The 25504-nt window shown below is 67.6% G+C and carries 22 protein-coding genes; 7 read left to right on the top strand and 15 right to left on the bottom strand.

Annotated elements, in window-relative coordinates; translation table 11 throughout:
- Positions 1 to 2: 2 nt before the first annotated feature.
- The 6 genes from rsmA to AC3IS2_RS08335 all read right to left on the bottom strand — a co-directional run bounded on the left by rsmA (position 3) and on the right by AC3IS2_RS08335 (position 8031).
- Positions 3 to 812, bottom strand: coding sequence for a 16S rRNA (adenine(1518)-N(6)/adenine(1519)-N(6))-dimethyltransferase RsmA (gene rsmA / locus AC3IS2_RS08360; RefSeq protein WP_441453052.1), 810 nt, complete (start codon positions 810 to 812; stop codon positions 3 to 5).
- Positions 813 to 821: 9 nt separating this feature from the next.
- Entirely contained in the window at positions 822 to 1838 is a 1017-nt protein-coding gene (pdxA, locus tag AC3IS2_RS08355) for a 4-hydroxythreonine-4-phosphate dehydrogenase PdxA (protein ID WP_489197153.1), read from the bottom strand.
- Positions 1838 to 3181 carry a peptidylprolyl isomerase gene (locus AC3IS2_RS08350; protein ID WP_489197152.1) on the bottom strand — a complete coding sequence of 448 codons (1344 nt, stop codon included), beginning with the start codon at positions 3179 to 3181 and terminating at the stop codon, positions 1838 to 1840. The genes pdxA and AC3IS2_RS08350 overlap by 1 nt, the downstream gene beginning before the upstream one ends.
- A gap of 104 nt (positions 3182 to 3285) precedes the next feature.
- On the bottom strand, positions 3286 to 5757 hold the full coding sequence (locus AC3IS2_RS08345) for an LPS-assembly protein LptD (RefSeq protein ID WP_489197151.1): 2472 nt from the start codon (positions 5755 to 5757) through the stop codon (positions 3286 to 3288).
- Between the two features lie 40 nt (positions 5758 to 5797).
- Positions 5798 to 6901, bottom strand: coding sequence for an LptF/LptG family permease (locus AC3IS2_RS08340; protein ID WP_489197149.1), 1104 nt, complete (start codon positions 6899 to 6901; stop codon positions 5798 to 5800).
- Complete coding sequence (locus tag AC3IS2_RS08335; RefSeq protein ID WP_489197147.1) at positions 6898 to 8031, bottom strand: LptF/LptG family permease; 1134 nt, start codon at positions 8029 to 8031, stop codon at positions 6898 to 6900. The genes AC3IS2_RS08340 and AC3IS2_RS08335 overlap by 4 nt, the downstream gene beginning before the upstream one ends.
- Positions 8032 to 8186: 155 nt before the next feature.
- Here AC3IS2_RS08335 and AC3IS2_RS08330 point away from each other — a divergent pair, with 155 nt between their 5' ends.
- Genes AC3IS2_RS08330 through AC3IS2_RS08315 form a run of 4 tightly spaced genes read left to right on the top strand, consistent with a single transcriptional unit; the run spans position 8187 to position 10801 of the window.
- Entirely contained in the window at positions 8187 to 9662 is a 1476-nt protein-coding gene (locus AC3IS2_RS08330) for a leucyl aminopeptidase (protein ID WP_489197146.1), read from the top strand.
- A 27-nt stretch (positions 9663 to 9689) separates the two neighbouring features.
- Positions 9690 to 10151, top strand: coding sequence for a DNA polymerase III subunit chi (locus AC3IS2_RS08325; RefSeq protein ID WP_489197144.1), 462 nt, complete (start codon positions 9690 to 9692; stop codon positions 10149 to 10151).
- 8 nt (positions 10152 to 10159) lie between these two features.
- Positions 10160 to 10480, top strand: a complete 321-nt coding sequence (locus AC3IS2_RS08320) for a hypothetical protein (RefSeq protein WP_489197143.1) — start codon at positions 10160 to 10162, stop codon at positions 10478 to 10480.
- Positions 10481 to 10501: 21 nt separating this feature from the next.
- Positions 10502 to 10801 carry a hemolysin gene (locus AC3IS2_RS08315; RefSeq protein ID WP_489197142.1) on the top strand — a complete coding sequence of 100 codons (300 nt, stop codon included), beginning with the start codon at positions 10502 to 10504 and terminating at the stop codon, positions 10799 to 10801.
- 6 nt (positions 10802 to 10807) lie between these two features.
- Here AC3IS2_RS08315 and AC3IS2_RS08310 read toward each other — a convergent pair whose 3' ends face one another.
- From AC3IS2_RS08310 to AC3IS2_RS08300, 3 genes are all read right to left on the bottom strand, one after another.
- Positions 10808 to 11203: a hypothetical protein gene (locus AC3IS2_RS08310; protein ID WP_489197141.1), complete on the bottom strand. Its 396-nt coding sequence runs from the start codon at positions 11201 to 11203 to the stop codon at positions 10808 to 10810.
- Between the two features lie 224 nt (positions 11204 to 11427).
- Positions 11428 to 11676: a DUF2164 domain-containing protein gene (locus AC3IS2_RS08305; RefSeq protein ID WP_489197140.1), complete on the bottom strand. Its 249-nt coding sequence runs from the start codon at positions 11674 to 11676 to the stop codon at positions 11428 to 11430.
- A complete protein-coding gene (locus tag AC3IS2_RS08300; RefSeq protein WP_489197139.1) occupies positions 11676 to 13562 on the bottom strand; it encodes an ABC-F family ATP-binding cassette domain-containing protein in 1887 nt (628 codons plus the stop codon). Before AC3IS2_RS08300 ends, AC3IS2_RS08305 begins: the two co-directional genes overlap by 1 nt.
- Before the next feature lie 97 nt (positions 13563 to 13659).
- Here AC3IS2_RS08300 and ndk point away from each other — a divergent pair, with 97 nt between their 5' ends.
- On the top strand, positions 13660 to 14079 hold the full coding sequence (gene ndk / locus AC3IS2_RS08295; protein ID WP_489197138.1) for a nucleoside-diphosphate kinase: 420 nt from the start codon (positions 13660 to 13662) through the stop codon (positions 14077 to 14079).
- Positions 14080 to 14385: 306 nt separating this feature from the next.
- Here the strand turns inward: ndk and AC3IS2_RS08290 are convergent, their stop codons facing one another.
- Together AC3IS2_RS08290 and purN are read right to left on the bottom strand one after the other, a co-directional pair.
- The gene (locus AC3IS2_RS08290) at positions 14386 to 16458 is read right to left on the bottom strand and encodes a M13 family metallopeptidase (protein ID WP_489197137.1); all 2073 of its coding nucleotides are present in this window, start codon (positions 16456 to 16458) and stop codon (positions 14386 to 14388) included.
- A 122-nt stretch (positions 16459 to 16580) separates the two neighbouring features.
- The gene (purN, locus tag AC3IS2_RS08285) at positions 16581 to 17174 is read right to left on the bottom strand and encodes a phosphoribosylglycinamide formyltransferase (protein WP_489197136.1); all 594 of its coding nucleotides are present in this window, start codon (positions 17172 to 17174) and stop codon (positions 16581 to 16583) included.
- A 180-nt stretch (positions 17175 to 17354) separates the two neighbouring features.
- Between purN and AC3IS2_RS08280 the strand changes: the two genes are divergently transcribed.
- Positions 17355 to 18947, top strand: a complete 1593-nt coding sequence (locus AC3IS2_RS08280; protein ID WP_489197135.1) for a S10 family peptidase — start codon at positions 17355 to 17357, stop codon at positions 18945 to 18947.
- A 69-nt stretch (positions 18948 to 19016) separates the two neighbouring features.
- On the opposite strand, the gene purM is transcribed toward AC3IS2_RS08280, so the two are convergent.
- A complete protein-coding gene (gene purM, locus AC3IS2_RS08275) occupies positions 19017 to 20054 on the bottom strand; it encodes a phosphoribosylformylglycinamidine cyclo-ligase (RefSeq protein ID WP_489197134.1) in 1038 nt (345 codons plus the stop codon).
- An 81-nt stretch (positions 20055 to 20135) separates the two neighbouring features.
- On the opposite strand from purM, the gene rnd reads away from it, so the two are divergent.
- Positions 20136 to 21287, top strand: coding sequence for a ribonuclease D (rnd, locus tag AC3IS2_RS08270; protein WP_489197133.1), 1152 nt, complete (start codon positions 20136 to 20138; stop codon positions 21285 to 21287).
- Between the two features lie 72 nt (positions 21288 to 21359).
- On the opposite strand, the gene AC3IS2_RS08265 is transcribed toward rnd, so the two are convergent.
- The 3 genes from AC3IS2_RS08265 to AC3IS2_RS08255 are packed head-to-tail and all read right to left on the bottom strand — an operon-like array spanning position 21360 to position 25471.
- Positions 21360 to 21728 (bottom strand): VOC family protein, encoded by a 369-nt coding sequence (locus AC3IS2_RS08265; RefSeq protein WP_489197132.1) that lies wholly within the window; start codon positions 21726 to 21728, stop codon positions 21360 to 21362.
- Positions 21729 to 21737: 9 nt separating this feature from the next.
- On the bottom strand, positions 21738 to 23240 hold the full coding sequence (locus AC3IS2_RS08260; protein ID WP_489197131.1) for a Ppx/GppA phosphatase family protein: 1503 nt from the start codon (positions 23238 to 23240) through the stop codon (positions 21738 to 21740).
- Complete coding sequence (locus tag AC3IS2_RS08255) at positions 23240 to 25471, bottom strand: RNA degradosome polyphosphate kinase (protein ID WP_489197130.1); 2232 nt, start codon at positions 25469 to 25471, stop codon at positions 23240 to 23242. Before AC3IS2_RS08255 ends, AC3IS2_RS08260 begins: the two co-directional genes overlap by 1 nt.
- Positions 25472 to 25504: the final 33 nt, after the last annotated feature.

Genomic DNA, 25504 nt, shown 5'->3' with positions numbered 1-25504 from the left:
GGTCACTTCAGGGCGTCGGCCAGGCGGAGGAAGCCGGCGATGTCGATGACTTCGGCGCGGGCGTCGGGTTCGATGCCGGCGGCTTCGCACAGGGCGGCGCCGCCGAGTTGTTTCAGGCTGGAGCGCAGCATCTTGCGGCGCTGGCCGAAGGCGGCGGCGGTGACGCGTTCCAGCTTCTTCAGCCGTTCAGGCGAGGGGCGATCGGCCAGCGGCACCACATGCACGACCGCCGAGGCCACCTTGGGCGGCGGGGTGAAGGCGGCGGCGGGCAGGTGCATGACGATGCGGGCCTCGGCCACGGCCTGGGTGATGACGGCCAGACGGCCATAGGCGTCGTCGCCGGGGCCGGCCACGATGCGCTCGGCCACTTCCTTCTGGAACATCAGGGTCAGGGCGCAGGGCGTCCACGGCCCGGTCAGCCACTTGATCAGCAGCGGCGTGCCGACATTGTAGGGCAGGTTCGACACCAGATGCGTCGGGCCTTCGACCAGTTGAGCCTCGCGCACGTTCAGGGCGTCGCCCTCGACGATGGTCAGGCGGCCGGAGCCGTCGTCCAGTTCGCTGAGCAGGGGGATGAAGCGGGGGTCCTTCTCGACCAGAACCACCTTGCCCGCGTCGCTTTCCAGGATGGCGCGGGTCAGGCCGCCGGGGCCGGGGCCGACCTCGATCACGGCGCGGCCCTCGAATGGACCGGCGTAGCGGACGATCTTGCGCGTCACATTGAGGTCCAGCAGGAAATGCTGGCCGAAGCTCTTCTTGGCCAGCAGGCCGTGGGCGTCGAGCGTTTCGCGAAGGGAGGGAAGGTCCGTCATACGGACGCCTTAGCGCGTGGCGCGCGCCGCCGCCATCTCTGAAGCCAGACGCACGGCGGCGATGAAGCTGTCGGCGCGGGCGACGCCCTTGCCGGCGATGTCGAAGCCGGTGCCGTGGTCGGGCGAGGTGCGGACGATGGGCAGGCCGAGGGTGGCGTTCACCCCGCCCCAGAAGTCCAGCGTCTTGACCGGGATCAGGGCCTGATCGTGATAGAGGCAGACGACGGCGTCATAGCGGGCGCGGGCCTCGTCGTGGAACAGGGTGTCGGCGGGCAGTGGGTCGGTGATGTTCAGCCCCTCGGCGCGCAGGGCAGCGGCGGCGGGGCGAAGGACCTCGACCTCCTGAAGGCCGATGGAGCCGCCTTCGCCCGCGTGGGGGTTCAGGGCGGCCATGGCCAGGCGCGGGGCCTTGATGCCGAAATCGCGCTGCATGGATTCGTGGACGACGCGGGCGACGCGCATGACCCGCTCGGCCGTCACCAGTTCCGGCAGCTGGTCGATGGCGACGTGGATCGTCACCAGACAGGCGCGCAGGTCCTTGGCTGTCAGCATCATGACCGGGCCGCGCGTGCCGGAAAACGGCATGTCGGCGGTCAGCTCGGCGATGAACTCGGTGTGGCCGGGGAAGCGGAAGCCCGAGGCGTACATCGGCGCCTTGGCGATGGGGGCCGTGACGACGCCGCTGCCTTCGCCCGAGATGACCAGATCGACGGCGCGCTCGATCCAGTCGGCGACGGCGGGGGCGTTGCGCGGATCGGGCTGGCCCGGCGTCACCGGGGCGGGGGCCGGGTGGTGCAGGACGGGAATGGCGCGGCCGAAGACGGCGGCGGCCTCTGACGGGCTGAAGATCTGCTGCACCGGCGCGCCCAGGGCCGCCAGAACGTCGGCGTCGCCGATGACGGCGAAGGGGGTGACGGGGGCGAGCGGGCCGGGCGGCGTGGCCAGGACCGGCCACGCCTTGGCGATGATCTCCGGCCCCACGCCGGCGGGGTCGCCCATCGTGACGATGAGCGGCCGCCCGGTCATCACTGCTTGATTTCGATCAGGGCGTCGGCCCGCAGGTCGCGCAGATAGCGGCGGCCCAGCATGGCGTAGTTCTGATTCTGCAGACGCGATTCGACCTGTTGGGCCGAAGGGGCCTCGGGGCCGCCCAGGCGACGGCCGCAGACGGCCAGAAGGTGAACGCCGAGCGGGCTGCGAACGACGCTGCTGACCGAACCGATTTCGGCGGAACGGGCGACTTGCTGGAACTGCGGCAGCAGGTTGGCCACGTCGCTTTCGCCGAGATCAGCGCCCAGCATCCCTTGCGCGGCGCGGGCCCGTTCCAGGATGTTGTCGCAGGTGAGGCCCGCGCGGATCGCTTCCAGCCGTTGGGTGGCGGCGGTGACTTCGGCCTCGCCGGCGGTTTCCGGCAGCTCGATCATGACCTGCTTCATCTGAACCAGGCTGGTGGCCGCGCCCGAGCGCTTGTCGCGCATATAGAGGATGTAGACGCCGCCATCGACCGGGATGGGGTTGGACAGCTGACCGACGGTCAGGGCCTCCATGGCCTGTTCCAGGGCGGGCTGGACTGTGCCCTGGACAACCCAGCCGGCGTCGCCGCCGCGCGCTGCCGAGGGGGCGGCCGAGAACTGACGGGCCACGGCCATGAAGGGCGCGCCCTGAATCATCTGCTGCACCAGTTGGCGCGCGCCGTTCATGGCTTCCTGCATGCCGCCGACGCGGTTGGCCTCCAGGTAGATTTCGCCGACCAGATACTGGGGCTTGGTGGCGGACTCGGTCATCTGGCGCATGGCCTGCTCGACCTGAGTGCGGCTGACCTTGGCGCGGTCGCGGAAACGGCCGCCGACCAGTTCACGCCAGCCGATCTCGGTGCGCAGCTGTTCGCGGAAGGGCTGGGGGCGGATGCCGCCCTGTTCCAGGAAGGCCATGTAGTTGGCGGCCGTCGTGCCGGCTTCGCGCGCCATGCCGGTGATCTCTTCATCGACTTCCTGGTCGGAGATCTTCAGCTGATCGAACTTGGCGATCTCGGCGGCCTGAAGATGCTGCTCGATCAGATCGTTGAGCGCCTGTTGCTGGATGGCGCCGATGTTTTCCTCGGTCGGCTGGACCTGGGTCATGGCCATCAGGACCAGCATCCGTTGACGCAGGTCATAGCCGGTGATGATGCGGTCGTTGACCGTGGCGATGATGCCGTCGGACAGGCGGAACTGCGGGGCGGCGGCCGCGCGCTGGGGCGCTTCCTCGGCGGCGGGATTCAGCGTCCCGGCGGCCGGAGCCGGCTGCGCGGGCGCCGTTTGGGCCGCGGACTGACCGACAGCCGAGCCGGCGATGAGGGCGGCCATGGCCACGCCCGTCGTGTAACGCATCAAACGCATCGTCAGTCCTGATTCCCAAAAGCAGTCTGGTCCTGGCCCAGCAACGTCATCGACGATTCTGAACCCCGGATGGCGCACGCCCCTGCACGCCGTGCTTAGCGCATATCACTTCGATCATAGCCTGAACCTCCAAAAGTGGCGAGGTTAAGTCGAATATAGACCCCTTCCGAGGGGCCGGACGGGCGCACCCGCGTATTGTCGCGACGCCAGCCCAGTTCGACGCGGAAGCAGTCGTCGTCGAACAGAAGGCCCACTTCCGAGCGCGTGATGATGTTGCGTTCCAGATCCGCGACGCCGTTCACCGCCACGCCCCAGTTGCCATAGACGAACTGCTGGCCGGAAAGCTGGACGAACTCGTAATTGCGGTTCAGCGGACCGGGCAGGGGATTGGAGCGGTCGATGATGTAGCTCAGGCTGGCCAGGTTGCGCCGGCCCCAGCGTCCATCGACGGTCGTCTCGCCGCGTCGCACGTCGCCGTTCGGGTCGATCGTGGCGTGCGCCCAGCCGCGAATCCGGTCGGACGGCGAGAAGGTGGCATGAACCACCCAGTCGGACGTGCGGTCGGCCAGACCCGAGGGGTCATACAGGCGCGTCGGATCGTCGGGAATCGGGGTGCGGAACTCGTCCTGATCGTCGGCGCGAATGCTGCGGCCGATGAACAGGCTGGCCGAACGCTTGTCGTCCCAGCGCAGGGTGGCGCGTGCGCCTGCGGTGAAGCGCAAGCCGCCTTCCATCAGGTCGTAACCAGGGAAGCGGTCCATGCGGAACAGGGAGATGTGGTCCAGTTCCAGCGTCTGGCTGTCTTCGTTGGGAATGCGAGGGTCCAGGTCGGCGTGGTTCGACACCGACAACTGGGCCATCGGTTCCAGGATCAGATCGGCGGCGGCGGACAGGCGGCGGTACAGCGGATAGCTGACGTCCACCCCGGCGCTGGCGCGGCCGCGGGTGAAGGCGTCCGTATCGAGGCCCAGCATCGGCGGCAGGTCGTCTACCGAATAGACGTCGAGCCGAGCGTCCACGAACGGCTCCCAGCGGACGCCCATGGGCGAGATCAGCGTCCGGCGCCAGTCCACCTGTCCTGTAAGGCGGCGACTGTCCACGCCAGGCAGGCCGTCGGTCGGTCCGGGCGGGATCAGGCCCGGCGCCAGGGTCGGGTAGCCGATGTAGGCGTCGCGCGTCAGGGCCACGGCCGAGCCGCGCAGGCGCAGGCGCCCGCCGAATATTGGGCCGCCCGGTTCCCAACGTGCGTCGATCAGCGGCGCGACCAGGGGCAGGGTGTTGTCGTCCTCGAACACGTTCAGGGCCGGCGTCAACGGATCAAACTTGGCGACTTGCAGGCTCTGGATCGAGAAAGCCGCGATCGAAAGATAGGACCGCTGGGTCTGACGTTCGGCATAGATCTGGCTGATCAGGCGGCGGCGGTCGCCATAGTAGAGGCCGTTGTCCTGATAGGTGTCGCGGATGTTGTAGCGGTCGAACAAGGTCTTGTCCGATGCGCGCTCGGCCGTGAAGCCCCAGCGCCACGGACCCTGCAGGTCGAACTTGCCATGCGCCAGCAGATAGCTGCGGTGGGTGCGGTCGCCGAAGCGGACGTTGCTCTCGGCGTCGCCGTCGCCGTCCTGATCGAAGTCGCCGAAGTCGCGCTCATACGTATAGCCGCCGCGCACGACGATTGTGCCGCTGTTGAAACGCCGCCGCCATTGCAGGTTCAGCAGCGGCGCGATCTTGGTGTTGATCTGCGGGCTGATCAGCCAGTCTTCGGAGGGCGAAACGACATGCAGATAGGGAACCTCCAGCGAGGCGCCGCGTCCTTCGTCGAAGTCCGGGAAGGGGATCAGGAAGCCCGAGGCGCGGTCGACGCTGGGGTCGGGGTGGGCGAAGGCCGGCAGGTAGAAGACCGGGACCCCGCCGACGCGGAAGACCACGTTGCGATACAGGATGGCCCGCAGGTCCTGGTCCTGAACCGCCTTGTCGGCCTGGATCGAGACGCTGGGCTGCTTCGGCCCGTCGACGTCGCAGATCGGGCAGGGGGTGAAGATGACCCGGTTCAGTTCGGCGACGTTTTTGGACCGGCGCACCGCCGTCGCCGCCATCAGGCTGGCCCCGTTGGCGAGGCGCATGGCCAGGTCCGTTGCGACGCCGGCCTTGAGGTCCGAATCCAGTTCAATGCGGCTGGCGTGAACTACGGCGCCGCCGGGTGCGGTCAGTTCGGCGCGGCCGACAGCGGTCGCGGCGCCGGTCTTGAGATCATAGGTGATCCCTTCGGCCCGCAGGCTATGGTCGCGAAAACGCGCGAAGACGCGATCCAGGGGCGTGCCGCTTGCAGTGATCACATCACCCTGGCGGCTGGCGGAGGCGGCGTTCACATAGACCGAGCCAGGCTCCAGTCCGTCAACGACCAGCGCGGGCTGGACGGCGGCTGCCGGGGCGGCCGTCGGGGCGGCTTGAGGCGCAGAGGCCGTGTCCTGCGCCATGGCGGGCAAGGCCGGAACGCAGGCGATGACGGCCGCACCGGCCAGGAGCCGGGCGCGCAGGGCTCCCTCTCGGGATGTGCGGCGATCACTCATGCGGAATCCACTCATTGCCGGGCGACCGGAAGCCGTCCGATTAGCCGTCTTCGGTATAGAACAGCAAGGTAAAGGCGGCGAGGGCCGTCAGCACAGGCGGAAGCCAGGCCGCCAGGAAGGGCGGCACCACCTCGGCCGAACCCATGGCCGAGGAAAACTGGTTCACGAAGAAGAAGGCGAAGCCCAGCACCACGGCCGCCACGGTCATTCTCGCCAGGTCGCCCAAACGCATCAGGCGCAGCGAGAAGGCCGCCGCCAGGATCGACATGGCGGCGAACATCAGCGGCGTGGCCAGCAACTGTTGAAGGCGCAGACGATAGGCGGTCGAGGCGAAGCCCGCGTCCTCGATTCGCTGGATCTGGTTGGGCAGCGACCAGAAGGGCGTCGACTGCGGCCGGGCGAAGCGCTGGAACGCCTCCTTGTCCGCCAGGTTCGACGGCAGGTCGAGGGTGGCGTAGCGCACCGCGCGCTGGCCCGTCTGCGCGCCCGTCGCGTTCGTCAGCCGCCAGCGGCCGGCCGTCAGCGAGGCCGTGGTCGCGTCGATCCGCTCGCTGAAGACGCGATGGCCGCCCGCCGCGGTGGTGTAGATGAAGAAGCTGGCGTCCAGCAGACGTCCGCTGGCCGGATCCTGTTGCGCGCCGCGAATGATCATCTGACGCGAGGCGTCGCCCTCGCGCAGCCAGACCGCCTCATGGCTGTCGGTCCCCGGGGTCGAGCCCGAGATGCGGCCACGCTCGCGCTGCCAAAGGCCGTCGCCGGCGGCGGCCATGGGGCCGAACACCGTGACCGTCAGCACGCCCAGCACCAGGGCTGCGCCGGCTGCCGGCAGGACGAAACGCCAGGCCGATACGCCTGCGGCGCGCATGGCGATCAGTTCGCTGCGTCGGTTCAAACCGACGAAGGCCGCCAGGGTGCCGAACAGGAAGACGAACGGCAGCAACTGAACCACTACGGTAGGGGATTTCAGCAGCACCAGACCGAAGATGCGGGCGCTGGACAGCTCGCCGGACGAGTTCAATCCGCGCGACACCTCGACGAAGTCGATCAGCATCACCAGGGCGGAAATGATGGCCAGGGCGACGGCCAGGGCGCGGAACTGCTGGACCAGCACATAGCGTTCGATGCGGCCGAGACGGAGCTTCATGCGAACCTCGCCTTGAAGCGTTCATAGGGCGCCCAGACGCGCCGCCGATGCGGCTTCAGCGCGCGGAACAACAGGCGCAGGGCCACGAAACAGGTCGCCAGCGGCAACAGATACTGCAGCAGGTTCAGGGCTCCATTCCAGGCGCTGGCCGCCACCAGGCCGTAACCGACCACGCGCACAACCAGGAAGACGCCCGCCGCCTTGGCGATGCGGCCGCTGTAGCCGGTGCGGCTGAACGATCCGCCCAGAATGGCTGTCAGCGCCAAAGCCATCGCCGCCAGGGCGTAAAGGGGCGAGGCCAGCCGCGAATGGGCCTCGGCCGCCAGCTCGCCGCGCGTGCCGGCGCTTTCCAGCAGGGCCGGGGTGGGGTCGAACAATTCGGTCAGCCACAGGTCGGACGGCTTGAAGCGGATGCGCTCGGTCGTCTTGGTGTAGGGCGACAGGTCGAACACCTGCTGGTCGAACGACAGCTGGTTCAGCACGGCGCGCGACGAATAGCGCTGCATCGACCCGTTCTGCATGGTCAGGACCGGCACGCCGTCGACCCGGCCGAAGCGGGCGGTCTCGGCGTCCCAGGTCGTCACCGTCTTGCCGTTGTCCAGATAGACGAACAGGTTCTTGAGCAGGCCGTTCTGCTCGATCTGCTGCACATAGACGGTCAGGCCGCCCGGTCCCTGAACGAACTGGCCTTCTTCGACCAGCAAGGCGGCCAGGTCGGTACGGATGGCGAAGGCCTGACGCCGCGCCTCGCGCTGGGCCCAGGGCTGGACGAAGACATTGGTGATCAGAGCGATCACGGCCACGATGACGGCGATCTTGATCGCCGGCCGGATCAGCGACCAGCGGCTGACGCCGGCGGCATAGGCGGCGGTCAGCTCCTGTTCGCGCTGCAGTCGCGTCAGGGCGATCAGGGCGCCGACGAACAGGCCGATGGGCAGGATGACGGCGACCAGCTGGGGCAGGGTCAGCAGGGTCAGCTTGGCCATGACCCAGACGCTCTGGCCGCGCTCGACGATGACCTCGAGCTGATCCAGGCTCTGGCTCAGCAGGCCGATTCCGGCCAGCGCCGCACACGCCGCCACGACGGGCAGACCGATCTGGCGAAAGAGGTAGCCCTGAATCAGCGTCATGGTCGGAAAGAAAGGGTTTCGGGGGCGAGCGAGTTGCAGCCGCGAGCGATGCGGGCCATGTAATACACATCCGAGCGTAACGGCGAAACAGCCGGTGCGCCTATGTCTGATTCAAGCACGACCGGGGCACAGAACCCTGGCCTGGAGTAGGTTTCATGAAAATCGAGTTCGTCGCTTCCCCCAGCGCCGCCGAAATCCTTGCCGTTCTGGTCCATGAAGGCCGCGCGCTGGCCGGTACGGGTTCTGCCCTGGACGCCGCCGCGTCGGGCGCCCTGACCAAGGCGATGACGAACAGCCGCTTCACCGGCGCAGTCAACAGCCACCTGACCGTCGCGGCCCCGGCCGGTATCGACGCCAATTCAGTTCTGCTGGTCGGCGCGGGCGCGGCCGACAAGTTCGACGATCTGGCGGTCGAGACCGCCGCCGCCGCCGCCTATCACGCAGCCAAGCTGTCGGGCGCTGAAGTCCTGACCATCGACGCGGCCCACCTGTCGGCCGAACAGGCCGCGCGCGCCGGTTTCGCTGTGCGTCTGGCCGCCTATCGCTTCGCCAAATATCTGACCAAGCAGAAGGCCGACAAGGTTCCGTCGGTCACGACGGTTCGCGTCGTCACTTCGGACGCAGCCGCCGCCGAGGCCGCCTTCGGCCCGCTGTCGGCCGTGGCTGACGCCGTCCTGTTCTCGCGCGATCTGGTGTCGGAACCGGCCAACGTCCTGTACCCGGCCGAGTTCGCGCGCCGCGTGAAGGAACTGGAAGCCCTGGGCGCCAAGGTCGAGATCCTGGGCGAAGCCGAGATGGAAAAGCTGGGCATGCACACCCTGCTGGGCGTCGGCATGGGTTCGGAGCGTGAAAGCCAGCTGGCCGTCATCCAGTGGAACGGCGGCAAGGAGGGCGAGGCCCCCATCGCCTTCGTCGGCAAGGGCGTTTGCTTCGACACCGGCGGCATCAGCCTGAAGCCCGCCGACGGCATGGAAGAGATGAAGTGGGACATGGGCGGCGCCGCCGCCGTGGCCGGCCTGATGCACGCCCTGGCGGGACGCAAGGCCAAGGTCAACGTCGTCGGCGTCCTGGGCCTGGTCGAGAACATGCCTGACGGCAAGGCGCAGCGTCCGGGCGACGTGGTGGTGTCGATGTCGGGTCAGACGGTCGAAGTCCTGAACACCGACGCCGAAGGCCGCCTCGTTCTGGCCGACGCGCTTTGGTACACGCAGGAGCGCTTCAAGCCGAAATTCATGATCGACCTGGCCACCCTGACGGGCGCCATCATCATCTCGCTGGGCCTGGAATACGCCGGCGTCTTCTCGAACGACGACGATGTGGCCAACGGCATCCTGGCCGCTGGTCCCAAGGTCGGCGAGAACGTCTGGCGCCTGCCGATCCCGGCCGCCTATGAGCGTCACATCGACAGCCCGATCGCCGATGTGAAGAACACCGGCAACGGTCGCGCCGGTGGTTCGATCACCGCCGCCCTGTTCCTGCAACGCTTCACCAACGGCACGCCGTGGGCGCACATCGACATCGCCTCGACCGCCTGGGTCAAGGACAGCCGCAACCCGACCGTGCCGGACGGCGCCGTGGGCTATGGCGTGCGTCTGCTGGACCGCATGGTCGCCGACAAATACGAAGCCTGATCCGACGCATTCAGAGGGTAGGGCCAGGTGTCTGACGCAAAGCCGGAAATCTGGTTCTACCATCTGGAGCGCTCGACGCTGGATCAGGTGCTGCCGGGTCTGCTGGAGAAGACCCTCCAGCGGGGCTGGCGCGCGCTGGTGCGCGGGGCGACCCCGCATCGGCTGGACGACCTCGACGAAAGCCTGTGGACCTATCGCGACGACAGCTTCCTGCCGCACGGGCTGGCGTCGGAAGAGCACGCCGCGCGACAGCCGATCCTGCTGTCCGAATCGGGCGAAAACCTCAATCGTGCTCAGGCGTTGTTCATCGTCGATGAGTCAGAGCTGGGGGCCACGGAGGGGTACGAGCGGTGCTTCATCATTTTCGACGGCCGAAACGAGCAGGCGCTGCAGTTCGCGCGCGAACGTTGGCGCACGCTGAAGGCGGCGAACGCCAACCTGGCCTACTGGAAACAGACGGACGAAGGACGTTGGGAAAAGGCGGCCTGATCGCTTCTTTGACCGCCTTGAGCCTGCTGGCCGTCGCCGGCTGCTCCTCGTCTTCGTCCGCGCCCACCGCGCCCCGCATCGTCGACCAGGCGCGTCAGAACCCGCCGATCGGCACGCGCCTGCCTCAGGGCGACGCCGACATGTGCAAGGCGGGCGAGCTTCAGTGGCTGGTCGGGAAACCCCGGACCGAGATTCCCGTTCCGGTGGACGTGGTGAACCGTCGGGTGGCCTGCACAACCTGCCCCATTACCGAAGACTATTCGCCTTACCGACTGAATATATTCTACAATCAGCAAACCGGCATCGTCGAGCGCGTGAGCTGCGGCTAGGCCGAAACGGAGAGAGACGCCATGAAGACGATGCTGCTGTTGACGGCTTTCGCGGGCGCTGTGGCGCTTTCGGCCTGCGCCCCGACGCAAGAAGCCATGCCCGCGCCGGGCGGCGAGGCCACGCCTGTCGCCTGCAAGGCCGGCGACTATCAGGAATATGTCGGCCGAAACCGTTCGGCGATTCCCGCCGACGCGCCGGCCGGCCGCATCTTCCGCGTCCTGTGCAGCAGCTGCGCCGCGACGATGGACTTCCGCGATAACCGCGTGAACTTCACCTACGACGACAAGACCAATGTCGTGACGCGCGTCAGCTGCGGCTGACGCGGCTCAGGGGGCGGGCCTGATCGTGACGCGGACAGAGTCAGCCCCCTCGGTCCCGACTTCGTAGCGCGCCGTGCCGGTGCGCTTCATCATCATGCGCGGGGCGGCGATTTCCTCGCCGTTGCGGATCAGGTTGACCTCGGTGAGCAGCATGTCGTCGGCGCCGTCGCCCTGCTGGGTGTAGATGTTGGCGTTGAACTCGAGCGCGTCCTTGTCGGCGTTCAGCGTCAAGTTCGCCGGGCTGCCTTCCGCAACGAAGGTGCGCGCCATGACCACCTCCTTGCCGGCCTCCATCACCTGAAGCTCTACCGAGTAGCGTTGCGGCGTCGCGTTCTGAGCCAGGGCGGCGGCGGGCGAGAGCAGGGCCGCGGTCAGGGCAAGGGCGGCGAAGGTTCTGATCATGACGGCTCCGTGGATCGTGTGACGGCGACGTCGCACGATTCCGGTTCACTAACAAAACATCGGTCGTCGAGGCGGCTGCGGCTGCGGCTGAACGGCTAAACGGCCGTCATCCCGGAAGCGGCGAAGCCGCTATTCGGGACCGCCTCAAGCTCAGACGTCTGCCTCTTGGGCGGTCCCGGCTCTGCGCCTCGCTAGCGAGGCTTCGGCCGGGATGACGTCCTTTGTCAGCGCTCCAGGCCGTAGAGGGCGTCGGCGACGTCCTCGACCTTCTGGCGCACCACGGTCTCGGCGTCGCGCAGGCCCCGATTGTAGAACAGCCGGCCGATGTCGCGTTCGATGAACTCGACCAGCATTTCCGTCGGCAGTTGGCCGGCCTCGACATCCATTTCCTCGCGCAGATAGGTCCGCAGGCGGCTGGCCGCCTCCTGCATTTCGTCGCGGGTCAGGACCGAGGGCGGGGCCTTTTTGCTCATCAGGACACCGCCGCCAGGGCTTCTTCGGCCTCGACCCAGGCGGCCTCGGCGGCCTCTAGATCGGTCTGGGTCTTGGCGCGGGCGCGCGTCAGGCCTTCCAGCGCCTTGGGGTTGGAGACGGCGGCGTTGGCCAGGTCGTCGTCGATGCGGGCCACCTCGGCGGTCAGGGCGGCCATGCGCTCTTCGGCCTTTTTCACCGCGTGACGCAGGGTTGAGGGCGAGGGGCCGGACTTCTTGTCGTTCTTCTTCTTGCCGCCTTGCGAGGGTGCCGCCGCAGCAGCCGCCTCCTGCTTGATCTGGCTGGGCTTGACGGCGGCGGCCTTGGCGCGGTCGAGGACGAACTTCTGATAGTCGTCCATGTCGCCGTCATAGGGCTTCACCGTGCCGTCGGCGGCCAGCCACAGGCGGTCGGCGACCAGTTCCATCAGCGAGCGGTCGTGGGTGATCAGGATGACGGCGCCGCTGTAGTCGTTCAGCGCGTCCAGCAGGGCGCGGCGGCTGTCGATGTCCAGGTGGTTGGTCGGTTCGTCGAGGATCAGGACGTGGGGCGCGTCCATCGCCACCATGTTCAGCAGCAGACGGGCGCGTTCGCCGCCCGACAGACTGTCGACCGTGGTTTCCTGCTTTTCGTAGCCCAGACCGAACTGGGCCAGCTTGGAACGGCGGCTGCTCTCGCTGGCGTCCGGCATGGCCCGGCGGATGATCTCCAGCGGGGTGTCGGTCGGGTCCATGGCCTCGATCTGATGCTGGTGGAACCAGCCCACGCGCATCTTCTTGTCGCGGTGCAGTTCGCCCTCGGAGACGTTCAGCGCGCCAGCGATCATCTTGGCGAAGGTGGACTTGCCGGCGCCGTTGACGCCCAGCAGGCCGATGCGGTCGTCCAGGTCCATGCGCAGGTTCAGATTGCGCAGGATGGGCTTGCCGGTCTCATAGCCGACGTTGGCGCGTTCCAGACGGATCAGCGGCGGCGCCAGCGGGCGGGGCGGCGACGGCAGGGTGAAGGGGGCGACACGCTCCTCGATCGTGGTCGAGACCGGCTCCATCTTGGCCAGGCGCTTCATGCGCGACTGGGCCTGGGCGGCCTTGGAGGCCTTGGCCTTGAAGCGGTCCACGAAGGCCTGCAGGTGGGCGCGCTCGGCGTCCTGCTTGGCCTTGGCCGACAGTTGCAGACGGGCCTTTTCGGCGCGCGCCTTCTCGAACATGTCGTAGCCGCCGGTGTAGAGTTCCAGCTTGCGGTTCGCCAGGTGCAGGGTGTGGGTGCAACTGTTGTTCAGCAGTTCGCGGTCGTGACTGATGATCAGGGCCGTGTGCGGATATTTCTGCAGGCGGCTTTCCAGCCACAGGGCGCCTTCCAGATCGAGGTAGTTGGTCGGTTCGTCGAGCAGCAGCATGTCCGGCTCGGCGAACAGGGCCGCCGCCAGGGCCACGCGCATCCGCCAGCCGCCCGAGAACTCGGACATGGGACGCTGCTGGTCTTCCTGGCTGAAGCCCAGACCGGCCAGGATTTCACCGGCGCGGGCGGGGGCCGAGTCGGCGTCGATGTCGATCAGGCGCGCCCAGATCTCGCCCATCTCCTCAGGCGGCGCGGTTTCCAGCCGGGTCAGCAGGGTGTGGCGTTCGACGTCGGCTTCCAGAATGGTGTCCAGCACGCTGTCGGGCGTGGCCGGGTGCTCCTGATCCACCGAGCCGACGCGCGCGGTCTTGGGCAGGCTGACCTCGTCGCCGTTGGCGGCCAGTTCGCCCAGGATCAGCTTGAACAGGGTCGATTTGCCGATGCCGTTGCGGCCGACCAGGCCGACTTTCGAGCCCGGCGGCAGGCTGACGGAGGCGTCGTCGAGGAACTGGCGGCCCCAGGCGTTGAACGTCAGGTTTGTGATCTGGAGCATGGAGTGCGTCTGACGTTCAGGTGGCGGTTGGAAAGCGGGGAGGGCGCCGCTATAAGCCCGCGACCCTCAATCCTCCAAACTGCAAAGAGTCTTCCCCATGACCGAACGCACCTTCTCGATCATCAAACCCGACGCCACGCGCCGCAACCTGACCGGCGCGATCAACGCCGTCATCGAAGGCGCCGGCCTGCGCGTCGTCGCTCAGCGCCGCATCAAGCTGACTGAAGAACAAGCCAAGAAATTCTACGAAGTGCACGCCGAGCGTCCCTTCTACGGCGAACTGGTCGGCCAGATGATCGCTGAGCCGGTCGTCGTCCAGGTGCTGGAAGCCGAAGGCGCCGTCGCCAAGTACCGCGAAGTCATGGGCGCCACCAACCCGAACGACGCCGCTGAAGGCACGATCCGCAAGCTGTTCGCCCTGTCGATCGGCGAGAACTCGGTCCACGGTTCGGACTCGCTGGAAAACGCCGGCATCGAAATCGCCCAGTTCTTCACCGACGCCGACATCGTTGGCTAAGGTTTGAACAGGCCACCTTGTACGGCCTGGCTCAGCGATAAAAGCGGCCCGCCTTCGGAAACGGAGGCGGGCCGTTTGTTTGTCGGGACCTCCCCCTTCACCGCTCATCCCGGCGGACGCCGGGATCCAGTAAGAGCCACAATCTCCAGGGTGGGAAAAAGCCTCTATCCAGCGCCGCGCTTGCAACCAAAGTACTGGATCCCGGCGTCCGCCGGGATGAGCGGGATTTGGAGCGGGCGCCTCAGACAAAGAAACGGCGTCGGCTTTGCAGCCGACGCCGTTCTCATGTCCGCAGGGACGTCGCGTCTACCAGATGCGAGCGCGCTTCTCCGGGGCGATGAACTCGGCCTGATCCGGGGTGACGCCGAAGGCGGCGTACCAGGCGTCGATGTTGCGCGGCGGGGTGGCGGCGCGGGCGGCGCCCGGCGAGTGCGGGTCGGTGGTCAGTTGCTCCTTGAGCGCCGCCTCACGCGACTTCTCGCGCCAGACCTGCGCCCAGCCCAGGAAGACGCGCTGTTCGCCGGTCAGACCGTCGATCACCGGAGCCGGCTGGCCGTTCAGGCTGCGGTGATAGGCGTCCAGCGCCATCAGCAGGCCGCCTAGGTCGGCGATGTTCTCGCCCATCGTCAGGGCGCCGTTGATATGCGTGCCGGGGACCGGCTCCTGGGCGTCGTAGAGGGCGCCCAGGACCTTGGCGCGCTCCTCGAAGCGGGCGGCGTCTTCGGCCGTCCACCAGTCGCGAAGCACGCCGTTTGCGTCCGACTTGCGGCCCTGATCGTCGAAGCCGTGGGTGATCTCGTGGCCGATGACGGCGCCGATGCCGCCATAGTTGACCGCCGGGTCGGCGTTCGGATCGAAGAAGGGCGGCTGCAGGATGGCGGCCGGGAAGACGATCTCGTTGCGCGGCGGGTTGTAGTAGGCGTTCACCGTCTGGGGCGTCATCCCCCATTCCAGCGGATCGACCGCCTGGCCGATCTTGCCGCGCTTCCAGGCCCAGTCGAAGGCCGAGGCGCGCTCGACGTTGCCGTAGAGATCGCCCGCCGACAGCTCCAGCCCGTCATAGCTGCGCCATTTCTCGGCATAACCGATCTTCACGCCGAACTTGGACATCTTGAGCAGGGCCTGCTCGCGCGTCGGTTCGCTCATCCAGTCCAGGGCCTTCAGGCGCTCGGTCATGGCGGCGCTGAGGTTGGCGACCAGGGCCTCCATCTGGGTCTTGGACGACGGGGGGAAGTGCAGGCGGACGTATTCCTGACCCAGAACCTCGCCCAACTGGCCGTCGACCAGGGCGACGCCGCGGTTCCAGCGCGGACGGTTCTCGGGCTGGCCGCGCAGGGTCTTGCCGCGGAACTCGAAGCGGGAATCGACGAAGGCGTCGGATAGATAGGGGCCGGCCTGATCGACGATCTGGAAGGCTTCCCACGCCTTTAGCGTGTCCAGCGAGGTCTCGGCGAAGACCTGGGCGATGCTCGGGATGGCGGTGTTTTCCATCAGGACGATGGTCGGCACGGCGCCGATCTGGGCGCCTTGCAGGAAGGCGGTCCAGTCAAAGCCGGGGGCCAGCTTGGCCAGGTCGGCGGTCGGGGCCGGGTTGTAGATCTTGTCGATCTGGCGGCGCTCGACCGTGGTCCAGTGCTTCTCGGCGACCTTGGTCTCGAAGGCCAGGATGTCGGCCGCGGCCTGGGCCGGGTTCGACCAGCCGGCGGCGGTCAGGGCGCGGGTGATGTAGGCGACGTAGGCCTCGCGCTGGGGCGCGAAATCCGCCTTCAGGTAGTAGTCGCGGTCGGGCAGGCCGAGGCCGCCCTGGCCCATATAGGCCGAGTTGAGGTTGGGGTTCTGCAGGTCCTCGAAGACGTCGACGCCGAACAGGGAGCCGCCGAAACCTGCGTGGCTCTCGCCCATCAGACGGGCCATGCCGCTGTGGTCAGCGACGGCGCGGACGGCGGCCAGGTCGGCGGCCAGGGGCTGGGCGCCCAGCTGGTTGACGCGGGCCTCGTCCATGAAGCTGGCGTAGAGGGCGCCGACCTTTTGCGCGTTGGCGTTGACCGGGTTGGCGGCGCTGGCCTCGATGATCGACTTCAACTGGTTCTGGGCGGTCTCGTACAGGACGTCGAACGGGCCGAAGCGGGCCTTGTCCGCAGGAATCTCGGTGTTCCGCAGATAGGCGCCGTTGGCGTATTCGTTGAAGTCGTCGCCCGGCTTCACCGCCAGGTCGCGACCGTTCAGGTCGAAGCCCCAGGGATGGATCTGCGGCGCGTCAGCCGCAGCGGAGGCCGGGGCGGCATGGCCAGCGTGGGCGTTCTGGGCGGAAGCAGCTTGGGCGGAGAGCGCGAGGGCGAGCGCCAGGCCGGCGGCGCCCATCAGGCGGGTCTTGGACATCGGGTCTTCCCATGTGGAAACAGCGAGCGATCGCCGGAGAAGCCGGTCCGATCGTTCGCCGGGAAACTGCTCCCGCCTGCGACGGGCTGTCGCATTAAAAATAATTCAGAAAGCGTGGCCGTTCATCGCGCGGCGAAGGCCGCCAGCGTCTGCGGGTAAAGCGTGTGTTCCGCCGCCTTGACCCGTTCGGCCAGGGTCTCGGCGTCGTCGCCCGGCAGGATCGGCACGCGCGCCTGGCCCAGGACGGGGCCTTCGTCGACGCCCTCGGTGACGACGTGGACGGTGCAGCCGGCCTCGGCGTCGCCGGCCTCGATGGCGCGGGCATGGGTGTTCAGGCCGGGATAGAGGGGCAGCAGCGACGGGTGGATGTTCAGCATCCGCCCCGCCCATTTCTGCACCAGCCAGGGCGTCAGCAGGCGCATGTAGCCGGCCAGGGCCACGACCTCGATCTCGCGTTCGACCAGCAGGGCGTCCAGCGCGCGCTCATGCGCCTCGCGGTCCTTGCCGAAAGGACGGTGTTCGACGGTCAGGGCCTCGACCCCGGCGGCGCGGGCTTTTGCCAGCCCTGCGACGTCCGCCACATTGGAAACGACCGCCACGACCTCATAGGGCGCGCCCGCCGCCTGACCGGCCGCGATCAGCGAGGCCATGTTCGTGCCCGAGCCGGAGATCAGCACGGCCACGCGGGTCTTGGGCTTGGCGGTTTCAGTCGGCATGGGGACGGCTCGGGCGACAGGTCGGGGAGGAGGCGAGGGATGCGACCGCGACGGCGGCTTGGCAAGCCCGCAGCGTTATTTGGCAAGCCCGCAGCGTTATAAAGTCCGTTGCCGGATGGCCAGGCTTGGCGTTAGCGTCCCGGCGCCGGATGTCCGGCGTGTTCAGGGGGAGTTCCAATCATGCGTCATCTGCTTACCGCCGTCTGTGCGACGGCGCTGCTCGCCGCGCCCATGGTCGCCATGGCTCAAGAAGCGTCCAGCGGAGGCTCCGGCCCCGTGCGCTCGGCCTCCGACCGACTGCGCAACGCCAACGCCGAGCAGGTGGAGCGCAACTGGGCCCGCGCCAGCGTTGAGGAAAAGGAGGTGACGACCAGCCATTCGATCACCGCCCACGGCCGCGCCATGCGCTACAAGGCCACGGCCGGCACTCTGACGATCCGCGACGACGCCGGGATGCCGACGGCCAGCCTGTTCTACGTCGCCTATACCCTGGACGGCCAGCCGGTCGGCCGCCGCCCCGTGACCTATCTCTACAACGGCGGGCCGGGTTCGCCGACGGTGTGGCTGCACATGGGCGCCTTCGGCCCGGTGCGGGTGCTGACGGATGATCCGGTGGTCGAGCGCCCGGCGCCGTTCAACGTCGGCCCCAACGACATGACTCTGCTGGACAAGACCGATCTGGTCTTCATCGACATGGTCGGCGCCGGCTATTCGCGCCCGCTGGCCGAGACGCCGGGTTCGGCCTTCTGGGGCGTGGATCAGGACGCTGACGCCTTCACCCGCGCCATCATGCGCTACACGACCAAGTTCAACCGCTGGTCCAGCCCCAAGTATGTGCTGGGCGAAAGCTACGGCACCCTGCGCACGGGCGCGGTGGCGCATCAGCTGGAAAGCCGGGGGATGTCGCTGAACGGCGTCATCCTGCTGTCGTCGATCATGAACTACGGTGTGCGCCAGCCGGGATATGCGCAGAACTTCATCACCCTGCTGCCGACCTATGCGGCGACGGCCTGGTATCACAACAAGGTTCCGAACCGCCCCGCGACGGTGGAAGCCCACGTCCAGCGGGCGCGCGACTTCGCCATGGGCCCCTATGCGGCGGCCCTGGCCAAGGGCCACATGATCTCTGACGCCGAGCGTGCCCAGATCGCCCAGCAGATGAGCGAACTGATCGGCGTCTCGCCGACCTTCATCGACAACGCCAACCTGCGGGTCGAACTGTCGCCCTTCCGCAAGGAGCTTCTGCGCGACCGGCGCGAGACCGTCGGCCGCCTGGACACCCGCTATATCGGCATGGACGCCGACGCGGTGGGCGGCGAGCCGGAAGAAGATCCGTCGAGCAGCGCCATCACCGGGGCCTATTTCGGCGTCTTCAACGACTACATCGCCAATACGCTGAACTTCCGCACCGACATGGACTATCGCCAGTCGGCGCGCGGCCTGCCGGGCTTCAACTGGAACTGGAGCCACCGTCCGCCGGTCGGCGGGCCGCAGACCACGCCGAACACGGCGATCGACCTGGCCACGACCATGCGGCGCAATCCGCATCTGAAAGTGTTGGCGCTGAACGGCTACTACGACGCCGCCACGCCCTTCTTCTCGACTGAGTTCGACCTGGCCCAGATGATGCTGGAGCCGAAGCTGCGTCAGAACCTAGAGTTCACCTACTATGAGGGCGGACACATGATGTACACGAGCCGCAAGGCGCTCGAGGAACTGCACGTCGATCTGGCGAAGTTCTACGACGAGACCGAGAACGGCGGCGTTCGCTGACGTTCAGGCGGTAAAAGAAAAGGCCCCGGTCTCGCGACCGGGGCCTTTGTCGTTTCAAGCGGTGGAAGCTCAGGCGGCTTCGAGTTGGCCGCAGATGAAGGCTTCTTCGCCCGCGTTCAGCAGGGCGGCCAGGACCGGCTCGGCGTTTTCCGGCGAGACGATCAGGATGAAGCCGACGCCGCAGTTGAAGGTGCGGCGCAGTTCGTGGTCGGAGATGCCGCCGACGACGCCCAGCCATTCGAAGACCGGGGGCAGGGACCAGGCGTTCCAGTCGAACGCGGCCTGCAGGCCCTCGGCGATGCAGCGCGGCGGGTTCTCGATCAGGCCGCCGCCCGTGATGTGGGCGGCGCCCTTGACCAGACCGGCCTTCATCAGCGGCAGGACCGGCTTCACATAGATGCGGGTCGGCTCCATCAGGGCCTGGGCCAGGGTGCGGTCCTTGGCGAAGGGCGCGTCGTCGCCCCAGGCCAGGCCGGATTTCTCGACCACCTTGCGGATCAGCGAATAGCCGTTCGAGTGCGGACCCGAGGAAGCCAGGCCGATGACGACGTCGCCTGCCTTCTGCTGGTCCAGATAGGGCAGGACCTGGCCGCGCTCGACCGCGCCGACCGAGAAGCCGGCCAGATCATAGTCGCCGCCCGAATACATACCGGGCATTTCGGCCGTCTCGCCGCCCACCAGGGCGCTGCCCGACTGACGGCAGCCCTCGGCGATGCCGGCGACGACGCGGCGCGCGGCGTCCACGTCCAGCTTGCCGGTGGCGTAGTAGTCCAGGAACATCAGCGGCTCGGCGCCTTGGGCCAGCAGGTCGTTGACGCACATGGCGACCAGATCGACGCCCACGCCGTCATGACGGCCGGTTTCGATGGCGATTTTCAGCTTGGTGCCGACGCCGTCCGTCGTGGTGACGATCAGCGGGTCTTCAAAACCGGCGGCCTTCAGGTCGAACAGGGCGCCGAATCCGCCCAGCGAAGCTTCGGCGCCGGGGCGGCGAGTCGACTTGGCCAGGGGCTTGATCGCATCGACCAACATTTCTCCGGCGTCGATATCCACGCCTGCATCGGCGTAGGTGAGGCCGTTTTTCAGGGCTTCGGGGGTGTCGCTCATCGGTCACGGCTCGATATCGGGGGCGAAAATCTGTTGCGGCGCTCTTGCCACAACGGCGTCGCGCGGGGCTATAGCATCGGAATGACGCCAATCACCACCAATGACGCGCTAATCGAGTTCTGCGAACGGCTGGCCAAGGCCCCGTTCATCACAGTCGACACCGAATTCATGCGCGAGACGACCTACTGGCCCAAGCTGTGCCTGATCCAGGCCGCTTCGCCGACGGACGCCGCCATCATCGACCCGATGGCCGAGGATCTGGACCTCGAGCCCTTCCTCGACCTGCTGCGCGACGAATCGATCATCAAGGTCTTCCACGCCGCCCGTCAGGACGTCGAAATCTTCAACCGCCTGGGCGCCATGCCCAAGCCGATGTTCGACACCCAGGTCGCCGCCATGGCCGCCGGCTTCGGCGATCAGGTCAGCTACGAGCAGCTGGTCCGCCAGATGCTGCGCCAGGAACTGGACAAGGGCAGCCGCTTCACCGACTGGGCGCGTCGCCCGCTGTCGGATGCGCAACTGGTCTACGCCCTGGGCGACGTGACCCATCTGGCCGCCCTCTATCCCAAGCTGCGCGATCGGCTGCAGAAGGAAGGCCGTCTGGACTGGGTCATGTCGGAGATGTCCGCCCTGACCGATCCGGCGCTTTACGACACCACGCCCGAGAATGCGTGGAAGCGCCTGAAGCCCAAGAAGTTCAGCGCCAAGTATCTGGCGGCCTTTGTCGCCGTCGCCGTCTGGCGCGAACGCGCGGCGCAGGAACGCGACCAACCGCGCGGCCGTATCCTCAAGGATGAAGGCATCGACGAGATCGCGGTGCAGACCCCGACCGACCCGGAGGCCTTCAACCGCCTGCGTTCGGTGCCCAAGGGCTTCGGCGGTTCGCGCCTGGGTCTGGAACTGGCGGCCGAACTGAAGCGCGTTATGGCCGATCCGGAGGCCCATGCGCCCAAGCTGGAACGCCCGGCGCACAGCCAGCCGGCCCCGCCCTCGGTGGTGGAACTGCTGAAGGTGCTGCTGAAGGCCAAGAGCGACAACGCCGGCGTGGCCACCAAGCTGATCGCCAACGTCGCCGATCTGGAAAAGATCGCCATCGACGACAACGCCGAGGTCGAGGCCATGAAGGGCTGGCGCCGTCAGTTGTTCGGCGAAGACGCGCTGAAGCTCAAGAAGGGCGAGATCGCCCTGGTGCTGAACGGCGCCCGGGTCGAAGTCGTCGAAATCGAGGGCTAGAGCGAAATCGGTTCAGACGCGAAAGCGTCTGAACTCAGATATTCGCTCAGATATTCGCTGGGCGAAGAGGGGTCAGGCCGGCGGCGACGCCGGCTCCCACAGCTCGATCGGATTGCCCTCGGGATCATGGATGCGGGCAAAGCGTCCGATCTCGGGCGTGGCGTCCCATTCGGCCTTGGTGATGACCTCGATCCCGGCGGCCTTCAGCGAGGCGATCAGGTCGTCCAGCCCCTCGACCCGCAGATTCAGCATCCAGCGGTGGTCGGCGGCGAAATAGTCGCTGTCTTCCTTGAACGGGGCAAAGACCGTCGGCCCCGCCTGCTGGTTCCAGATCCAGACGTTTTCCGGCGCCCCGACGCCGAGGTGGGTCAGATACCAGTCGGCCAGGGCCTTGGTGTCCTTCGAGCGGAAGAAGAAGCCGCCGATTCCGGTCACGGGCATGGTCGTCCCCTAGATTTTCAGAGTCAGGTTCATGGCTTCGGCCAGGGCCTTGGCGCGGCGGCGGGTCTGTTCGCCCAGCAGCATGTCGGCGTAGCCCTCGGCGGCGGTGATCCGCAGCGCCCCCTTCTCGACCGTGGCGGCGGCGTTGGCCAGCAGTTGCGGCGAGCGGCCGGACAGGTCGCAGGCCAGCCGCATGGCCAGGCCGAGAGCGCGGGCGCGCTTCTGGCCCTTTTCCGACAGCAGGCGATCCACGGCGCCGGGCGACGGCGTCTTGGCCTCGCCGCCGTAGCGGGCGTTCATGGCCACGGCCAGGAAGGCGCGTTCGGCGTGGGTCTGGCCTGGAATGGGCGAGCGCAGCACCTGATCGAAGACCAGATCGACCCGGTGGTCCGGGTGCAGCCGGGCGCCGAGATCGGCCAGTCGACAGACCGAGGCGGTCAGCAGGGCGTCGCGTTCCTCGCCAAAGGCCTCGGGCATGGCCGAGACGACCGGCTGCAGCCAGCCGTCCAGCGCGCGGGGCAGGGCCGGGTCCACGCCCTGGCGTCCGCCCCAGGCCGAACAGCCGGCCAGCAGGGGATCCACCGCCGCCATGTCGGACGACATCCCGGCGTAGAGCAGGCCCTCGCGCACGCCCCAGGCGGAGAAGGTCACGGATTTCAGGCCCAGGGCGTCGATCAGACCGTCCAGCACCAGGGCGGCGTAGGGCAGGGTTTCGGCCCGGCGCTTGGACACGCCGGGCAGCTTCTCCAGCGAGGCCTTGGGCTGACGCGCCACCAGCCGGGCCAGGTCGCGGGCGTCGGCGGCGGTCATGGCGTATTCGTGCACGATCCGCAGCGGGTGGTCGGTCTGGGCCATGTGCATCTGGGCCAGGCTGCGCCAGGCCCCGCCGACGGCGTGCAGGGCTTCGGTGGCGTAGGTCTTGGCGACCGGCTCCAGGCGCTTGGCGATGCGGGCGCGCAGACGATCAACGTCGAACCCCCTGGGATCGGCCAGGGCGAACGGCCCCAGCGGCAGGGTCACGCCTTCGCCCAGCGGGCGGTTGCGGGCGCCGTCGCCGATGCGGGTCAGTTCCAGACTGGCGCCGCCCATGTCGGCGGCGACGCCTTGCGAGCCGGGCGCGCCGGCCAGGACGCCGAGCGCCGAATAGCGGGCTTCTTCCTCGCCGCTCAGGACGCGGACCTGCAGCCCGGTTTCGGCGGCCACGCGGGCGCAGAACTCGGCGCCGTCCTCGGCTTCGCGGACGGCGGCGGTGGCGGCCACGATGGTCTGGTCCGGCTGGACGCCCTCGATGACGGCGGCGAAGCGGCGCAGGGCCGTCATGGCCGAGACGACGCCGGGCACGGACAGGCGCTTGGTCGCGGCCAGATCACGCCCCAGACCGGCCAGGACCTTCTCGTTGAACATGGTCCAGACCGCCCGGCCTTCCAGTCGGTAGAGGACCAGACGCACCGAGTTGGAGCCGATGTCGATGACCGCGATCTGACGCGAGGGGTATTCGGCCTCGACGCCCATCAGCGGCGCTTCCGGGCTTTAAGCCCCGAATAGGACAGGGCGCCGGGCAGGGTCTTCACCTTGCGGCCGCGGCCCGACAGGCTGGGATTGGTCATGAAATACTTGTGGGCCGAGAAGGGGCGTTCAGGACCGGAGGGCGTGACACGGCGATAGGTTCCGTCGGCTTCCAGAACCCAGCTCTGAGCGTCGTCCTTCAGGTTGGCGACCATGATCTGATCCAGCACCTGATCGTGGACCGTGGCGTTCAGGATCGGCGTCATCAGTTCGACCCGGCGGTCCAGGTTGCGCGGCATCCAGTCGGCGGAGGAAATGAACAGCTTGGCCTTGTTGCTGGGCAGGTCGTGACCGTTGGCGAAGGCGACGATGCGGCTGTGCTCCAGGAAGCGGCCGACGATCGACTTGACCCGGATGTTCTCGGACAGGCCCGCCACGCCGGGGCGCAGGCAGCAGATGCCGCGGATCACCAGTTCAATCCGCACGCCCCACTGGCTGGCGCGATACAGGGCGTCGATGATCTCGGGATCGACCAGGGCGTTCATCTTGGCCCAGATGGCGGCGGGCTTGCCCTTGGCGGCGGCCGACATCTCCTTGCCGATCATTTCCAGCAGGCTGGTCTTCATGTTCAGCGGCGAGACCACCAGGGCCTCCAGCTCGTCCGGCGCCGCATAGCCGGTGATGTAGTTGAACACCCGCGTCGCATCGCGCCCCAGCACCGGGTCGCAGGTGAACAGGCTGAGGTCGGTGTAGATCTTGGCCGTGGTCGGGTGGTAGTTGCCGGTGCCGAAGTGGCAGTAGGTGCGCAGGGCCTCGCCCTCGCGCCGCACCACCACGCTCAGCTTGGCGTGGGTCTTGTACTCCACGAAGCCGAAGACGACGTGGACGCCGGCCCGCTCCATCTGCCGCGCCCAGCGCAGGTTGGCCTCTTCGTCAAAGCGCGCCTTCAGTTCGATCAGGGCGGTGACGTTCTTGCCGTTCTCGGCCGCCTCGATCAGGGCGGCGACGATGGGGCTGTCCTTGGAGGTGCGGTAAAGCGTCTGCTTGATGGCGATGACGTGGGGATCGCGCGCGGCCTGTCGCAGGAACTGGACCACCACGTCGAAGCTCTCGAACGGGTGGTGGATCAGCATGTCCTTCTCGCGCACCGCCGCGAAGATGTCGCCGCCGTTGTCGCGGACCCGCTCGGGATAGCGGGGCTCATAGCCCTTGAACTTCAGGTCGGGGTGGCCGCCGGGGATCAGTTCGGCCAGTTGCGCCAGCCCCAGCATCCCCTCGACCAGAACCACGTCCTGGGGCTGGGCGTGCAGTTCGGCGATGATGAAGTTGCGCAGGTCCTCGGGCATGGAGGCCTGGATCTTGATGCGGACGACCGAGCCCATGCGGCGCTGCTTCAGCGCCTCCTCGAACTCCATGACCAGGTCTTCGGCCTCTTCCTCGATCTCGATGTCCGAGTCGCGGATCAGGCGGAACAGCCCCTTCTCCAGAACCTCGCAGCCGGGGAAGAGATGATCGATGAAGAGCAGCAGCAGGCTTTCCAGCGAGACAAAGCGCTTGCGTCCGGGCGTCGAACGGCCGTCCGTCGCCAGAGCCCAGAAGCGTCGTACCTGCGTCGGCACCGGCACCAGGGCGTAGAGGACGCGGTTGTCATTGTTCCGGCGCAGCTTCAGCGCCAGCGAGAAGCCGAGGTTGGGCAGGAAGGGGAAGGGGTGGGCCGGGTCGATCGCCATCGGCGTCAGAACGGCGAACAACTGGTTCAGGAACTCGGGCTCCAGCCGCTCGCGCTCGGTGCGGGTGATCTTGCCGCCGTCCACGACCTCGATCCCGGCGGCGGCCATCTCCTTGCGCAGGACGCGCCAGCGGCGCTGCTGCTCGGCCATCAGGGCCCCGGCGGCGGCGTTGACCTGCTCCAGCTGTTCGGCGGGCGTCAGGCCGTCGGGCGAGACGACGCGGACGCGCTCGCGCACCTGCCCCTTCAGCCCCGCCACGCGGGTCATGAAGAACTCATCCAGGTTGTTGGCCGAGATCGACAGGAAGCGGACCCGCTCCAGCAGCGGATGGCCCTCGTTCGCGGCCTCTTCCAGCACGCGCCCGTTGAAGGCCAGCCAGGACAGCTCACGGTTGATGAAGCGCTCGGGCGAGTTCATCAGCGCCTCGGACAGCTCCAGCTGCGGGGCGCGCGAGGAGGGGACTTCCTCGCCGGTGGTGTCGACAGCGATGGGCGCGATTTCAGTCATTTGACTGTTGTCGCGCGGCCCTGTGACGGCTGC

It is taken from the genome of Brevundimonas sp. KH_025 (genome assembly GCF_057839885.1).
The sequence above is the reverse complement of the archived record's forward strand: the minus strand, read 5'-3'. Positions and strand labels throughout refer to the sequence as shown.